Raw genomic sequence first — 14815 nt, 5'->3', positions numbered from 1 at the left:
ATCAACGCCAACCCCCGACTGCCATGGTCATACCTCGCCCATACCGGTCTGACCATCCACCCACCACACCCACCGAACTTACGAAAAGATCAGTAAGGCTGCGGTGAGGATGAGGTGCCTCAATTAGGCTAGGAGACCGCGCAAATAGGCGTGCGTTTATGGGCACCGGGCGTTCGTCCCGGCGATGGGTCGTTCGTGCCCGTCGGGCCGCCCTGCGCAGGGTGATGATTTTGTCAGCGAGGTCGAGGAAGGCGTCGGTGACGGTGATGCGGCCCTCAGAGGAGCGGACCCGGTGGAAGGCGTTCTGCCAGGCTGACTGGCCTGGATCAAGGTCTTCTCGCTCCTGTGCGCGATATGGCCCACATCCCAGGCTGCTCCGAGCAAGGCGCGGTGCAATTCGCGCGCTGGGCCTGCTCCTGGCTCCTGGCTCCGGTGGTGGCGGCGGTGAAGGAGCCTCCCTTCGGTGTTGGCCTGACCCTGTTCACCTACTCAGACGGGCGGTGCGACAGCGTCATCCGCCTCGACGAACATGTCACTGCAGACGGCATGCTCGGATGGGACGTCATCGAGATTCCGCCGCTGAACGGTGAGCCGCTCCCAGCGGGCCGCCCGGTCGGCACGCGCCACTACGGCTACTCCTGCGATTGGGGATAAATTAAGAGGTCGCGCGCATAGACGTGGGGTCATGGCCGGCGGTTCGGGCGTTCGTCCCAACGGTGAGTTGCCCATGCGTGTCGGATCAGGCCGCGGGTGGTGTCCGGGTCGTAGCCGGCGTCCAGGTGCACGGTGATGCCGTCGGGCAACGGCCCGAGATCCTCCAGGCGGTTCAGGGAGGTCGTAGGACTCCAACGCGATCTGCTTGAGCCGGGCGAAGACGCCCAGCCCGATCCACGCGTCGCGACGGTTGCGGATCGTGGTCGCGGGGCGCGGACGCTCAAGGCCGACCCGCTGGTGTGGTCCGCCGCCCGCTGAGGGGCGGCGGGCCGTCCGCGCTACTTTTGGAGGGCGTGTGCGAGGGCTTCGTCGAGCAGTTCCCGCAGGGCCGAGGAGGTCGGCGCGATGGCGGTGGCGAGCAGTGCCGGGCCGCCGGCCAGCGGTGTGAGGACGGCGCGCCCGTCCCGGGAGCCCTCGCGGAGGAGGACGGGGCTGTGGTGAATGCCCATTTCGGGGTCGACGAGCAGGAGTTGGCCGACGGCGCGGTGTCCGTGCAGGACGGCCGGGCCGTCCCAGCCGGGTTCTGGGTCCCCGTATGCCGTCTGCTGGTCGAGCAGTGGTCTTCCGGCACGGTGGACCAAGAGCCGGCTGATGAGGTGGCCCGGATGCTCGTTGGCCCGGCCCAGGAGCTGCTCCTCTCGCAGCAACAGCCGTGCGGTGGAGGCGAGTTCGACGGTGTAAGTCTGCCGGAGGTTGCTGCCGGCGGCGCTGATCAGCGGCTGGGGCAGCCAGTGCAGGCTTGCGTGTTCCCGGGCGGTGAGCCGTACGTCGTAGGTGGCCGGGGCGGTCGTGGGGCCGCGCAGGGCGAGTGTGGCGGCGGCCGTCGTGACCTCCAGTACGGCCCGGTCCCCGGCGGTGACGTCGATGGTGAGCCGGTCGCCGCCGAGCGGGGCGCTCATCGCACCGATGATCCCCACTTTGGCGGTGTTCCCGTCGGTGCGCATGCGTCGTACGTGGAACGGGCCGTCACTGCGTAGCTGCGGAAGTGTGGTGACGCGTCCGTTGTACGTGGCGTGGATGCGGGCTGTGGCACGCACCCCGTCCGGGTGCCCGGCGGGCTCCTCGGCTCCGGAGACGGCTCCGGTCAACCTGGGCCGGTCCGCGGAGAGTTGTGCGGTGAGGCTCATACGGCCGCCTTGGCGCGCCATTCGGCGAGGTGTGCGGTGACCCAGTCGGCGATCTTGCGGATGCCGTCGTCCAAGGTGAGGCTGGTGAAGATGACGGGAAGGTCGCCGCGTTGCCGTTTGGCGTCGGCGGCCATGGTGGCGAGGTCGGCGCCTACGTGCGGGGCGAGGTCGGTTTTGTTGACGACGAGGAGGTCGGCGGTGGTGATGCCGGGGCCGCCTTTGCGGGGGATGTCGTCGCCGCTGGAGACGTCGATGACGAAGATCTGCACGTCGACGAGACCCTTGGAGAAGGTTGCGGTGAGGTTGTCGCCACCGGACTCGACGAGTACGAGGTCGAGGGGATGGAGGGTCGCCTCCAGGTGTTCGACGGCCTCGAGGTTGGCTGAGATGTCGTCGCGGATCGCGGTGTGCGGGCACGCGCCGGTCTCCACCGCGGTGATCCGTTCGGGCGGCAGCACTGCCTCGCGCAGCAGGTACTCGGCGTCCTCGCGGGTGTAGATGTCGTTGGTGACGACGGCGATGGACCAGCGGTCGCGCAGGGTGCGGCAGAGCGCGGCGACGCTGGCTGTCTTGCCGGAGCCGACGGGCCCGCCCAGACCGACACGCAGAGCTCGGCCGCCGCCGTCGGCGAGGAGCGGCTCGGCGCTGTGGGTGTGGCGCTGCGGCATGGTCACGGGGTGGTCGAGATGCACGAAGAACTCCAGGTGGGAAGGGAAGGCTTCAGGAGGCGAAGAGCCGGACGGTCCAGGCGGCGTGTTGTTCACCGGTGATGTCCAGCAGCGGAGAGGACGCCGACGGCAGGACGTCGATGCCCTCGGCCATGACGCGGTCCGCGGCCTGGGCGGCAGCTGTGGCGACGGCGTCGGTATCGGAGCTGAGGCGGGCCAGCAGCCCCGACGCGTCGAGCGGGTCGAGGCTCAACAGGCGCACTGCCGCGGTGGCCGGGCCGCCGGCGTTCTCGTACGCGGCGGCATAGGCGGCGTCCAGCGGGGTGAGCCCGGCGGCCCGGGCGGCGAGGCCCAGCACGAGCGGCTGGTGGGCGCCCTGGGGACGTTCGGCGGCCAGCCGTTCCAGGTCCTCGGACGGGAAGGTGGCACGGGCCGCGCGCATCATCTGCCGGCCGAGCCGACGGGCGACGGCGCGCAGCGCGGGGACGGGGGTGCGTGCGTCAGCGGCTTCGTCCAGCAGCAGCGGGTCGACTCCGGCGGCGGCCGCGGCGGCCAGGCCGGCCATGGTCAGGCCGGTGGTGTGCAGACGGCCGCGGCAGAATGCCTCCAGGCTGTCGGTGTCGTGTACGGCTCCGTGGGCGACAGCGGCTTCGACGCCCCCTGAGTGGGCGTGCCCTCCGGCGGGGAAGCGGCCGTCGGCCAGCAGGAGCAGGGCTGCACGGCTCATGGGTGAGCGGCTGCCTTTCGTAGGGTCGGAAGTCGTGCCGAGCGCGGGCGGGCATGGCCTGCCCGCCCGAGGGCCCGGCCGCAGTGCTGTTGCTCCGACGGCCGGGCAGGTGGCGGTTCAGAAGAGGAAGTACCGCTGTGCCAGGGGTACTTCGTTGACGTAGGAGCGCGGCACGGTCGCACCATTGAGTTCGGTGCGGGCGTCGGTCGTGGTCGCACCGCCGATGGTGACCTCGAAGCTGTTGTGGTCGACTTCGAGGCTTGTCAGCGCACTGCCGTCGTTCAGTTTCATGTCGGCCTTCATGACCTGCCGGGTGCTTGTGATGTCCACGAACTCCTTGTCAAGACCGAGACCCGGAATACTGCTGGTGCCGTCTCCGTTCAGTTTGCCGGCCACGCCCGGAGCCACGAAGTTCACCGAGTTGCGTCCCGGGGAGCGGCCGGTGGAGCCCCAGACCGGGCGCGGCAGGTAGGGCTGCGGCGTTGTGATCGACGCGTTGGCGTCGCCGACCTGCGCGTACGCGAGCTGGCCGCCCTTGAGGAGCATGTGCGGTTTGACGCCGAAGAACTTCGGCTCCCACAGCACCAGATCGGCGAGCTTCCCGGTCTGCACGGAGCCGACGTGGCCGTCGATGCCGTGCGTGATCGCCGGGTTGATCGTGTACTTGGCGACGTACCGGCGCGCCCGGAAGTTGTCGTTCGGCTGCAACTGCTGGTCATTGAAGGAATGGTTTGTGTCGTCGGTGATCGTGTGGACCTTCGCGGCCTCGAGGTCCTCCTTCAGCGCCCCGTAGCGGCACTTCATGACGTGTGCGGTCTGCCAGGTACGCATGATCATTTCGCCGATGCGGCCCATTGCCTGGGCGTCGGAGGACATCATGGAGATGGCGCCCATGTCGTGGAGGAGGTCCTCCGCGGCCATGGTGGACGGCCGGATCCGGGAGTCGGCGAAGGCCATATCAGCCGGAATCTGTGGGTTGAGGTGATGGCACACGATCATCATGTCGACGTGCTCCTTGACGGTGTTGACCGTCAGGGGACGCGTCGGGTTGGTCGAGGCCGGGAGGACATTCGGTTCCTTGACCAGCTCGATCATGTCCGGTGCGTGACCGCCGCCAGCACCCTCGACATGGAAGATGTGGATGGAGCGTGCCTTCTTCTTCGTGAACTTCCCCCCAGCATCCCTGCCGTCGCCCGTGAAGGCCGCCCGTGTGCTCTCCAGGAACCCCGACTCGTTCAGAGAGTCGGCGTGCAGAGCAAGCTGGACACCGCGCTCCTCACAGATGTCCAGGGCCCGGTCGATCACCGCGGGCGTGGCGCCCCAGTCCTCGTGAATCTTGAAGCCACAGACACCGGCGTCAACCTGCGCGTTGAGCTCGTGCTCGTTCATCGTGCTGCCCTTGCCGAGCAGGCCGATATTGACCGGGAACTCGTCCAGCGCCTCGAAGAGCCGCCTGATGTGCCATGCGCCCGGGGTCACGGTGGTGGCCGTACTGCCCTCGGCCGGTCCCGTGCCGCCGCCGATCAGGGTGGTCACACCCGAGGCGAGAGCCTCGTGAATCTCCCCGGGGCAGATGAAGTGGACATGGGTGTCTACGCCACCCGCGGTGAGGATCCGCCCGTTGCCGGAGATGACCTCGGTGCTCGGCCCGACCACGAAACTTGCCGGCGTCACCGGAACCGGCACCGTATTGCCCTTAGTCGTACGGTTCGGCATCTCGAACTTGTTGGTCGGGATCGGGTCCATCGTCTCGGGGTTGTACGCCTTGCCAATGGCCGCGATGCTGCCGTCGCGGATGCCAATGTCGGCCTTGAGCACGCCCCACCAGTCGAGGATCAGCGCGCCCGTGATGACGGTGTCCACGGGCCTGTGGTCCGTGGCGTCGCCTTCGCCGTTCCTCCCGTCCCTGGCGAGGTGTGACATTCCCATCGACTCGCGGATCACCTTGCCGCCGCCGAAGACCATCTCATTGCCGCTGTACGCAGGGCCGCCGCTCCAGTCGGCCTCGATCTCCAGCGTGAGGTCGGTGTCGGCGAGCCGGACCCGGTCCCGCGTGGTCGGCCCGTACAGCGCGGTGTAATCCGCCCGTGTCAGCTCATTGCTCGGCTTCGGCTGGCCCTTCACAGGCTTCGGCGCCTGGCCGCGGCCATGTCCCTGCGGGTTGTTCATCGGACGATTCCTTCGCGCAGTCCCCGGATCTTGGTCAGGTCGCTGGTGTTGCCGCCGCCGGCCGTGACATCACCCTGGATCTGCACCAGTTCCACACAGCACTCGTCGCCCGGTTCGAAGCGCACCGCCGTGCCCGCGGCGATGTTGAGCCGTCGTCCCTTCACCGCATCGCAGTTCCAGAGACTGCGGTCATGGGGGACTGCCTGACCGGCAGGGACCTCGATGCTGACGACCTTGAGCCCCGGGTTGACCTCGGCGAAGTGATAGTGGGAGGCAACCTGAATGGGACGGTCCGACTCGTTCTTCACCTTGATCTTCGTCTTGCCCGGCCCCGGCAAGGTGGTGGCGTCCCTCTGCAGGCTGACGCCCTGCGTGTCCCCGTCGAGGTGCACGTTGAAGTGGATCGCGTCGTACCGGGACAGTGCGTCGTCGTACTGGTCGCAGCTTGCGGACGAGTTGCCACTGTCGTCGCAGTCGGCCGGGGAGCCCGGCTTGCGGGGCGGCCGGGGGTGCTCGACCTTGCCCGGGTAGACCTCGCGCTCCTCTGGGGACTCCGGAAGGGGGTCGTCGATGGTGACCAGCTTGGTGCCGTCCGGGAAGGTGGCCTCCACCTGGACGTTCTTGATCATCTCCGGGACGCCGTCCATCACCTCATCACGGATGAACAGCTGCCGCCCCGAGTCCATGATGTCGCTGACCGTCTTGCCGTCGCGTGCCGCCTCGAAGACGTGCACCGTCAGCAGGGCCATCACTTCTGGGTAGTTGAGACGCAGCCCACGGTCGCGGCGCCTCTGTGCAACGTCGGCCGCGACATGGATCAGCAGGCGCTCCTGCTCATGCGGAGTCAAATGCACGATAAGCCATTTCTCTTGGTCGGACAGTGCATGCGGCCATGGCATGCCGGAGATCACGAACACGTTCCCCAGGACGGCAACCGGGCGCTCGTCGAGCATCAGCGGACAAGATCGGCGAGATGGCCAAAACCACGGATGAACCACACCATCTGATGAATCCGCGATGCGGAATACGCAGTCGCCATCCCGCCGGGCAGGAGCTGACAGCGTCGTCCAGGCAAGCCCCTCACGAGCGGGCGATGGGCCACTCCTCCACCGGAGCAACGACACGATGAGCCACCGCTCCCGCGGACCACCGCCCCTATACCCGGCCAGCGGAAATGCAGTCCTCACGCCCGGAAGGCAGCAGCTTCTAGGGACATGTGCCAGTTCCCCGGACGATGTGTGTCGAGGCTGGTTCTTCTTGAGTCAGGCGGAGCTGTTCACGTAGCGGACCAGCCACGTCAGCACGGCGTCGAGGTCGTCGGCGGCCGCGAGGACCTTGCCGACCGCTTCAGGGGTGTGGAGCCAGTCGTCGCAGCCGAGGGGTTGGGCAGCGATCAGTGAGCGGTGGCGCAGGAGGTCCGTGCGGGAGTGGTCGGAGGGATAGCCCCGTGGGGGGCGCTTCATCACGTCCCCGGAGATGTCGTAGCCCTTCGCCCTCAAGTCCTCGATGATGGAGGAGAGTTCGTGGCCGCTTCTCTCGGCGGCGACGGCCTTGCGGAACATGGTGACCTGGCCAGGGGCGGGATACCACCAAACGCCCTGGATCCGCAGGCCGTCCAGGTCGAACCGCAGACTGATCTCGATCTTGCGGCCGAGCCGGATCACCGCGCCCTGATGCTGCCACCACCAGGAGTTGGTGCGGTAGTGCCAGACAGAGAAGTCCTCGTACCGGGGATCGACGTCCGCCACATCATTCAGCAGCGCGATCATCGGCTGCCGGACAAGACGTTCGCGATCCGCGCGGTACTGCTCGCGCACCACGCGTGATGGCTCGCCCTGCAGGTGCAGCAACACGTCCATGGCTCGCTCCGGCCAGCCGGTGAACCGTCCGCTCATGCCGGCACCATAACCCACCCACGATCCGTACAAGGACGTAGCGGCGGGCAAGATGGAGTAAGCGCGTCGTCCGGCCGGCCGACGCCCTCGCCGTGTGCCTCGGATAGGTCGGGGGAGAAGAAGCGGGCGTATCACCATCGGTGCGCGGAACGTATCGCTGCCGACGCCCACCGCTGTTCAGCCGGTGACCACGGGGGACTCGCCTTCGCCCCGCTCGGGCAGGGCGGCCGCGGCGGCGTGCAGGAGGGCGATGGCCTGGGGGAGGAAGGGGTTGGGGTCGGTGGTACGCCGGGTGGCATAGACCCGACGGGTGTGGGTGGAGTCGGTGAGCCGGACGAGGCGGGTGCCGGATGCGTCGGGTGAGGAGGAGGTGTCCACGACGGCGAGTTCGGGTGCGATCGCCACCCCCAGGCCCTGCCGGACCAGTTCGTAGGGCAGGTTGTAGTCGTTCGTACGGAAGAGCACCTCGGGCAGGAAGCCGCCGGCCGCGCAGATGTGGCGCAGGCAGTGAGCGGCGTCGGTGTCCTCGTGGTAGCTGATCCAGCGCTCGTGCCGCAGGTCGGCGAGGCGGATGTGCTGCCGTCCGGCCAGGGGGTGTTCCGCGGGGAGGAGGAGGTAGAGCGGCTCTTCCCGTACCAGCGTGTGTTCCAGGCCCTCGGGCCAGCTGTGGGGTACCACGCCGTACTCGAAGATCACGGCGAGATCCAGCCGCCCCTCCAGCACCGCGGGCACGGTGACCTGCGGGTCACCTTCCTCGTAGCGGACGTCGACCTCGGGCCGATCGCGGAGGAACCCCGTCAGCACCGTCGGCACCAGCCGGAACCCCGCGGACCAGAAGCTGCCCAGCCGCAGTCTCCCTCGCTCGGCGGCGGCGTAGGCGCGCATCTCGTTCTCCGTCGCCGACAGGTCGGCCAGCAGCCGTCCCGCGCGCAGGGCGAGCTGGAGACCGGCCGCAGTGGGGCGCACGCTGCGCGGTGAGCGCTCGAAGAGCGGGACGCCCAGAGCGCGCTCGACGGTGGAGATCTGCTGGGAGACGGCGGAGGGGGTGTAGCCGAGGCGCTGGGCGGCCGTACGGAACGAGCCTGCGGCGACCACCTCGCATATCGCCTGAAGCTGCGGCGGAGTCAGCATCAAATGAACTTAACACTCCGCATGGAAACGTTCATTCTCCCTGTTCTTGCCCAGGCCGCCGCCATCCCGCAGATTGGGCGTTCACCAGCCCCGCGCCGGTCCTCTGACCAGCGGCCCAGAAGGGAGGCACCGTGCCCGGAAGACATGCGCGAGCCCGCGCCACCGCACTTCCCCTCGCGCTCGCTACGCTGCTCACGTTGACCGTGACGGCCTGTGGCGGCACCGCGACCGTCAATCAGTCCAAGGTGCCCGAGCAGCGCGTCGACCCCGCACTCCGCGCCCTGCTCCCTCGGGATATTCGCGACAAAGGGTCCATCACTTCGGCTGTCGGCAACGACTACCCGCCGCTGTCCCTCCTGGACATCGACAACAAGACCGTCATCGGCGCCGAACCCGACCTCATTCACGCGGTCGGCCAAATCCTCGGCGTCCGCGTGCACCTGGTGCAGGCGAACTTCGACAGCATCATCGGCGGTGTCCGGTCCCAACGCTACGACGTGGCGATCCAGGCCATGCTCGACAAGAAGGAGCGCCAGTCGCAGGTCACGTTCGTCGATTACATGAAGACCAGCAGCTCGATCCTCGCCTCCAGGAAGGCCGCCGGGAACATCCGCTCCCTCACCAGCCTGTGCGGCAGCCAGGTCGCCGTCGAGCAGGGCACCTCGCAGGTGGACGATGTGGCGGCGCAGGCCGAGAAGTGTGCGGCGAACGGCAAGCCGGAGCTGGAGAAACTGGTCTTCCCCGACTCCGTCGGCTGCTTCCAGGCGCTGTCCACGGGCCGCGCCGACGCGTTCGTCGGCGGCACCCCCACCGTCGTCTACCAGGCGGAGATGTCGCACGGCAGGTTCCGCACGGCCGGTGAGCCGTACCGCTTCCTGCCCTACGGAATCCTGATCAACAAGGAGGAGCCGACCTTGGTCCGGGCTGTCCGCGGTGCCCTGCAGAAACTCATCGACAACGGCACCTACGCGAAGATCCTCAAGCAGTGGAACATCAGGTCCGGAGCCCTGAAGAGCGCCACGGTGAACGGGGGTGCGGCATGACCGAGACCCTCATCCGGGCGGACTCCGGCGACGCCGCCGAGTCCCTGCGACCCGTCCCGCCGCGGCGTCCGGGGCAGCGCGTCGCCGCGGTCGTCGTGGCCTTCCTGCTGGTCTTCCTCCTGGAGGGCTGGATCACCAATCCCCGTATGCAGTGGGGGACCGTCGGTGAGTTCCTCTTCTCGCCGGTGATCATGGAGGGGCTGCGGACCACGCTGCTGCTGACGTTCCTCGCCATGGCACTCGGCGTCGTCGGCGGTGTCGTCCTCGCCATCCTGCGGATGTCCGCCAACCCGATACTCTCCCGGCTCAGCTGGTGCTACATCTGGCTCTTCCGCGGCACCCCGCTGCTGGTCCAGCTCCTCTTCTGGTACTTCCTCTCCGCGGTCGTCCCCACCATCGGCCTTGGCATCCCCTGGGGGCCGACGTTCGTGCAGGCGGACACGAACGACCTCATCACCCAGCTCACCGCCGCCGTCCTCGGCCTCGGGCTGCACGAGGCGGCGTACATGGCCGAGATCGTCCGCGCGGGCATCACCTCCGTCGACGACGGCCAGAACGAGGCCGCCCAGGCGCTGGGCATGTCCCGCGGGCAGACCCTGCGCCGCATCGTGCTGCCGCAGGCACTGCGCATCATCATCCCGCCCACCGGCAATCAGGTGATCTCCATGCTGAAGACCACCTCACTGGTCTTCGCCATCGCCGTGCCCGAGCTGCTGACCTCCATCCAGGGCATCTACTCACGCAACTTCCAGCAGGTTCCGCTGCTGGTCGTCGCCTGCTTCTGGTACCTGGTGGCGACCTCCGTGCTCAACGTCGGCCAGTACTACCTGGAACGGCTCTTCGGCCGCGGCACCAGCCGCGACCTGCCGCCCACCCCGCTCCAGCGGTTGCGCGCCGCGGCCCGGAACCACCGTAAGGAGAGCGCACGTTGACACCCTCCGTGATCAGAGCCGAGAGCGTGCACAAGAGCTTCGGCCGCACCGACGTGCTCAAGGGCATCGACCTGACCGTCGCCCCCGGGGAGGTGATGTGTCTGGTGGGCCCCTCCGGGTCCGGCAAGTCCACCTTCCTGCGCTGCGTCAACCATCTGGAGACCATCGACCGGGGACGCCTGTACGTCCGTGACGAGCTCGTCGGCTACGAAGAGCGGAACGGCAAGCTCCACGAGCTGAGCGAGAAGACCGTCTCACGACGCCGCCAGGGCATCGGCATGGTCTTCCAGCGCTTCAACCTCTTTCCGCACATGACCGCGCTGGAAAACGTCATCGAGGCCCCCGTCCAAGTCAGGAAGGTGCCGAAGAAACAGGCATGCGAACACGGCGCCGAACTGCTCGACCGCGTCGGCCTCGCCGACAAGGCTGGCAGCTACCCCGCCCAGCTCTCCGGCGGCCAGCAGCAGCGGGTGGCCATCGCCCGCGCGCTGGCGATGAAGCCCGAACTGATGCTCTTCGACGAGCCCACCTCCGCGCTCGACCCCGAACTCGTCGGAGAGGTGCTGGAGGTGATGCGAGCGCTCGCCGACGACGGTATGACCATGGTCGTCGTCACCCACGAGATGGGCTTCGCCCGCGAGGTCGGCGACTCGCTGGTGTTCATGGACGACGGAGCCGTCGTCGAGACCGGCCCGCCGGCGGACGTGCTGAGCGACCCGCGCCACGAACGCACCCGCGCCTTCCTCAGCAAGGTTCTCTGACCACCTCGCCGGGATCTCCGACCTCCCAGGCAAGGTTTTCCGCCCGTCGGGCGCGCTCTCCGACCGCCCCACACCTGACCGCCACCGAAGGAGTCTCCATGACCCGTGCCCTCGTCATCGGCGCCGGAGTGATAGGCGCCGCCACCGCCCACCGCCTGGCCGAGGCGGGTGTCAGCGTCACCGTGCTCGACGCCGGCGGCCGCACGCCGGGCACCTCCAGCGCCACCTTCTCCATCGACGTCACCCATCTGAAGACCCCCCACTCCTACTTCCTGCTCAACCGGCGCAGCGCCGCGCTCCACCGGGAGCTGGAGCACGAGATCCACGCGGGCACAGGAGCCGTCGGCTGGTGCCATCCGGCGCCGCTCGTCCAGTGGGGCCACACCGAGGAGGAACAGCGCATCCTCCGCGCGCGTGCCGAGCGCCTCGCGGGCTGGGGGCACCCCTGCCGCACCGCTGACCCCGGCGAGCTGCGCACTCTCGCACCTGCCGTCGACCCCGCCTCCTGTCGCGCCACCGAACTCGTCGTGCACGACGACGCCGCCTGGTACGACGCCCCCCTCCTCGCGCGCACCCTCCTCGACCGGGCCGCAGCCCTGGGCGCCGACATCCGCTACGACAGTCCCGTCACCGCCCTGCTGCTGGACGGTGAGCGGGTACGCGGCGCCGAGGCACGGGGCCGGCGCTTCGAGGCTGATCACATCGTCAACTGTGCGGGCCCCGACGCCGGGCGCATCGCCGAACTGGCCGGGGTACGTCTGCCGTTGCGCCAGATCCCCGGTCTGGTGGGCGAGTCCGTCCCGCTCGCCGAGCCGCTGCGCGCCATCGTCGCGACCCCCGGCGTCGATCTGCGCCCCGCCCCGGGCAACCGGGTCTGCGCCATCTCCTGGCCGGTCGACGCCCTCCTCGCCCCGACCGCGTCAACTGATGTGCCGCCCGAAGCGGACCTCCTCAGCCGGTGCGCCGCGATCCTGCCCGCCTTCCGCTCCCTGGGGGGTACCCGGATCGGTGTCCGCCCCGTTCCCGAAGACGGTCTTCCCCTGGTCGGCCCGCATCTCCAGGCTCCCGGCCTCTACACCATCACCACCCACAGCGGCGTCACCCTCGCCCCGCTCCTCGCCGCCCTCGCCGCCGAGGAACTCACCACTTCCATGCCCGAACCCACCCTGGCTCCTTACCGCCCCGACCGCGACACCTCACACCCCATCCGCGACGAAAGCCTGGCAGTGATGAGCGGGCACCGCGCTGAAGCCGGTTGAGTTCTCACGTCTGATGACGCGGAGTGTCAGCCACCGCGGGCCAGGTGACCGCCTGCCCCTCGGAAGACGCTGGGGTGAGGAAGCGCTGCAAAGGGCCGGGCATCCCTGTGAAGACACGCCCCTGAGGCCCAGCACAACCGTCCCCTGGCCCGGGTGCGGTGATCGGGCCATGGCACGGGACACGCGGGGTACTCACGACAAGAGCTACCTCCAGGACAACCGACAGGCCGAGGCGGGGGAGCGGTACACCGCGCTGTCGACGCTCTTCGACCCGTCGACGTTCCGGCACTTCGAGACGGTCGGGGTCGGCGAGGGGTGGCGGTGCTGGGAGGTCGGCGCGGGTGGGCCCACCGTGCCGACCTGGCTGGCCGAGCGGGCCGTCCCGACCGGGCATGTGGTGGCCACCGACATCGGCATCTCCTGGATGCGGTAGCGGCGGGCTTCGAGGTGCTGCGCCACGACGTGGCGGCCGAGGCGCCCCGGCCGGAGGGCTGTTCGACTTCCTACATCGCTGTGGGCGGCCTCGACCTGGCCACCTCGCTGATGATCTCCGCATGGGGCCGCCGCCCGGGGGCCTAAGCGGCCTCCTCATCCCCACTCCGCCATGACGTCACCCCGAACCGGGAACCTCAGTAGCGAAGAGTCATCGGCTACGCCGTTCGTGTCCGCCCGGACCGAGGCCCACCTACCGTTAATCCGGCGCCAACCACCGGTGAATTCCGTACAACCAGCTCCGCCCTTCGACGGTCACACCAGATAACCCGCACCTGTCGACCGAGTGGGAGCCTCCGTGCCACACAGCCGCCGCATCCTGACGTACGCCATCGCAGCCGGCGCTGTGGCCACCGCCGGGTTGGTGTTCCCGTCCGGTGCCACCGCTGCCGCGCCCCGTACCGCCACGAGCGACTTCAACGGCGACGGCTACGCGGACCTCGCTGTCGGCGTCCCGGAGGGGACCGTCGGCGGCCAGGCCAAGGCCGGGTACGTGAACGTCGTCTGGGGCGGGCCGGAAGGCGTCGGCGCCTACGGAAGCATCCGTGTCACCCAGGCCACTCCCGAGGTTCCCGGCACCCCGGAGGCGGGCGACCGCTTCGGCGCATCCGTGGCCCTGGTGGACCTCAACGGCGACGGCATCGCGGAACTGCTCGCCGGTGTCCCCGGCGAGGACGTCACAGACCGCGGTACGGACGCAGGCATGGTCATCGCCATAGGCGGCTCGGCGGACGAGCCGGGACCGGGGTCGACGGTCCTGACCGGGCCGTCGCCGTCGGCTGCGTACGGCAAATCGGTCGCGGCAGCCGAGCTGACCGGCGACGACAACAAGGAGATCGTGATCGGCGGCACGGACAAGGTCCTCGCTCGTGTCATCCAGGGTGAAGACAGCATGATCACCACCGTCGTCGCCGCCCCGATGGGCGGCCGCGCCCCCGTCCTGACCACCGGCGACTTCGACAGCGACGGCACGGCGGACCTGGCCGTGGCGTACTGGACCGCGGGCAACCCCAACACGCAGTCTCACGTGCGCCTGTGGAAGTGGGACGCCGGCCGGTCCGAGATGGCCAACTTCTGGAACACGGACAACGCCGGCGTGACCGCCCTGGCCGCCGGCGACTTCGACGGCGACGGCCACGACGACCTGGCTCTCGGTGAGTGCCGTGAGATCGCCGACGAGAACATCGACGACCCGTGCGGCCCCGAAAAACTCGCCAAGGGGGGCGGCATCCACCTCCACTACGGAAGCCCCGCGAGCGGCTCGTTCGGCAGCCGCGCCCAGACGCTCAACCAGGACACGGCGGGTGTCCCGGGCGTGGCCGAGGACGGCGACCGCTTCGGCGCCGCCCTCGCGGTCGCCGACGTCAACCGCGACGGCCGCGACGACCTGATCGCGGGCGCTCCTGGTGAGGCCGTCGGAAGCAGAGCGGGGGCGGGCGCCGCCTGGCTGCTCTCCGGCAGCGCTCAGGGCCTGCTCGACGCAGGCGGCGCCGCCACATCCGTCTCCTGGAACCAGGACACGCCCGGTGTCCCGGGCGTCGCCGAGGCGGGCGACAACTTCGGCGCGGCGGTCGCCTCGGGTGACTGCAACGCCGACGGTGTACCGGATGTCACGGTCGGCTCCCCCGGCGAGAACGCCTCGCTGGGCGCCGCATGGCTCTTCCGCGGCGGCTCGGCCGCCGGCTCGACGGCCCTCTCGCCCCGCACGCTCGGCCTCCCGTACCTGTCCACGGCTCAGAAGTACGGCAAGCCGCTGAGCAGCCGCTGAGTGCGCCCTGCGGTCGTTGTGCCCACCCGCACAGCGTCGGCTCGCCCGCCGGCGACGGGCCGACACCTCCCTGCCCGGAGCACTCGATGGACGCCTCGACAGCTGTCCAACGCAGAGGCGGTGGCAGAC

At 69.1% G+C, this 14815-nt stretch carries 14 protein-coding genes and 2 pseudogenes; 7 read left to right on the top strand and 9 right to left on the bottom strand.

Going from position 1 to position 14815, the window contains the following annotated elements; genetic code table 11:
- Nucleotides 1-345: 345 nt before the first annotated feature.
- The gene (locus ACFYOY_RS47035) at nt 346-654 is read left to right on the top strand and encodes a hypothetical protein (RefSeq protein WP_388594145.1); all 309 of its coding nucleotides are present in this window, start codon (nt 346-348) and stop codon (nt 652-654) included.
- Nucleotides 655-683: 29 nt separating this feature from the next.
- On the opposite strand, the pseudogene ACFYOY_RS47030 reads toward ACFYOY_RS47035, so the two are convergent.
- The 9 genes and pseudogenes from ACFYOY_RS47030 to ACFYOY_RS46990 all read right to left on the bottom strand — a co-directional run.
- Nucleotides 684-921: pseudogene (locus ACFYOY_RS47030) on the bottom strand (hypothetical protein); the annotation flags it as partial.
- Between the two features lie 71 nt (nt 922-992).
- Complete coding sequence (locus ACFYOY_RS47025; RefSeq protein WP_388594143.1) at nt 993-1841, bottom strand: urease accessory protein UreD; 849 nt, start codon at nt 1839-1841, stop codon at nt 993-995.
- Complete coding sequence (ureG, locus tag ACFYOY_RS47020; RefSeq protein ID WP_351902009.1) at nt 1838-2533, bottom strand: urease accessory protein UreG; 696 nt, start codon at nt 2531-2533, stop codon at nt 1838-1840. The genes ACFYOY_RS47025 and ureG overlap by 4 nt, the downstream gene beginning before the upstream one ends.
- Before the next feature lie 28 nt (nt 2534-2561).
- Complete coding sequence (locus tag ACFYOY_RS47015) at nt 2562-3236, bottom strand: urease accessory UreF family protein (RefSeq protein WP_351902011.1); 675 nt, start codon at nt 3234-3236, stop codon at nt 2562-2564.
- A gap of 117 nt (nt 3237-3353) precedes the next feature.
- Complete coding sequence (locus ACFYOY_RS47010; RefSeq protein ID WP_351902013.1) at nt 3354-5405, bottom strand: urease subunit alpha; 2052 nt, start codon at nt 5403-5405, stop codon at nt 3354-3356.
- Entirely contained in the window at nt 5402-5977 is a 576-nt protein-coding gene (locus tag ACFYOY_RS47005) for an urease subunit beta (protein ID WP_388594149.1), read from the bottom strand. Before ACFYOY_RS47005 ends, ACFYOY_RS47010 begins: the two co-directional genes overlap by 4 nt.
- Nucleotides 5963-6259 (bottom strand): annotated as a pseudogene (locus ACFYOY_RS47000) (urease subunit gamma); the annotation flags it as partial. The gene ACFYOY_RS47005 and the pseudogene ACFYOY_RS47000, both read right to left, overlap by 15 nt.
- Before the next feature lie 408 nt (nt 6260-6667).
- Complete coding sequence (locus ACFYOY_RS46995; RefSeq protein WP_388594138.1) at nt 6668-7300, bottom strand: DUF2461 family protein; 633 nt, start codon at nt 7298-7300, stop codon at nt 6668-6670.
- 177 nt (nt 7301-7477) lie between these two features.
- Nucleotides 7478-8431, bottom strand: a complete 954-nt coding sequence (locus ACFYOY_RS46990; protein ID WP_351902016.1) for a LysR family transcriptional regulator — start codon at nt 8429-8431, stop codon at nt 7478-7480.
- A gap of 203 nt (nt 8432-8634) precedes the next feature.
- Here ACFYOY_RS46990 and ACFYOY_RS46985 point away from each other — a divergent pair, with 203 nt between their 5' ends.
- The 6 genes from ACFYOY_RS46985 to ACFYOY_RS46960 all read left to right on the top strand — a co-directional run bounded on the left by ACFYOY_RS46985 (nt 8635) and on the right by ACFYOY_RS46960 (nt 14686).
- Nucleotides 8635-9474 (top strand): ABC transporter substrate-binding protein, encoded by an 840-nt coding sequence (locus ACFYOY_RS46985; protein WP_388594147.1) that lies wholly within the window; start codon nt 8635-8637, stop codon nt 9472-9474.
- Nucleotides 9471-10406 carry an amino acid ABC transporter permease gene (locus tag ACFYOY_RS46980; protein ID WP_351902018.1) on the top strand — a complete coding sequence of 312 codons (936 nt, stop codon included), beginning with the start codon at nt 9471-9473 and terminating at the stop codon, nt 10404-10406. The genes ACFYOY_RS46985 and ACFYOY_RS46980 overlap by 4 nt, the downstream gene beginning before the upstream one ends.
- Nucleotides 10403-11167 (top strand): amino acid ABC transporter ATP-binding protein, encoded by a 765-nt coding sequence (locus ACFYOY_RS46975; protein ID WP_388594134.1) that lies wholly within the window; start codon nt 10403-10405, stop codon nt 11165-11167. Before ACFYOY_RS46980 ends, ACFYOY_RS46975 begins: the two co-directional genes overlap by 4 nt.
- A 98-nt stretch (nt 11168-11265) precedes the next feature.
- A complete protein-coding gene (locus ACFYOY_RS46970) occupies nt 11266-12426 on the top strand; it encodes an FAD-dependent oxidoreductase (protein ID WP_351902021.1) in 1161 nt (386 codons plus the stop codon).
- Nucleotides 12427-12595: 169 nt separating this feature from the next.
- A complete protein-coding gene (locus tag ACFYOY_RS46965; RefSeq protein WP_351902023.1) occupies nt 12596-12859 on the top strand; it encodes a hypothetical protein in 264 nt (87 codons plus the stop codon).
- Nucleotides 12860-13216: 357 nt separating this feature from the next.
- Complete coding sequence (locus ACFYOY_RS46960) at nt 13217-14686, top strand: FG-GAP-like repeat-containing protein (protein WP_351902027.1); 1470 nt, start codon at nt 13217-13219, stop codon at nt 14684-14686.
- Nucleotides 14687-14815: the final 129 nt, after the last annotated feature.

The sequence above is a fragment of the Streptomyces sp. NPDC007875 genome, assembly GCF_042868035.1.
In the GTDB taxonomy this organism is placed as follows: Bacteria; Actinomycetota; Actinomycetes; order Streptomycetales; family Streptomycetaceae; genus Streptomyces; species Streptomyces antimycoticus.
The sequence above is the reverse complement of the archived record's forward strand: the minus strand, read 5'-3'. Positions and strand labels throughout refer to the sequence as shown.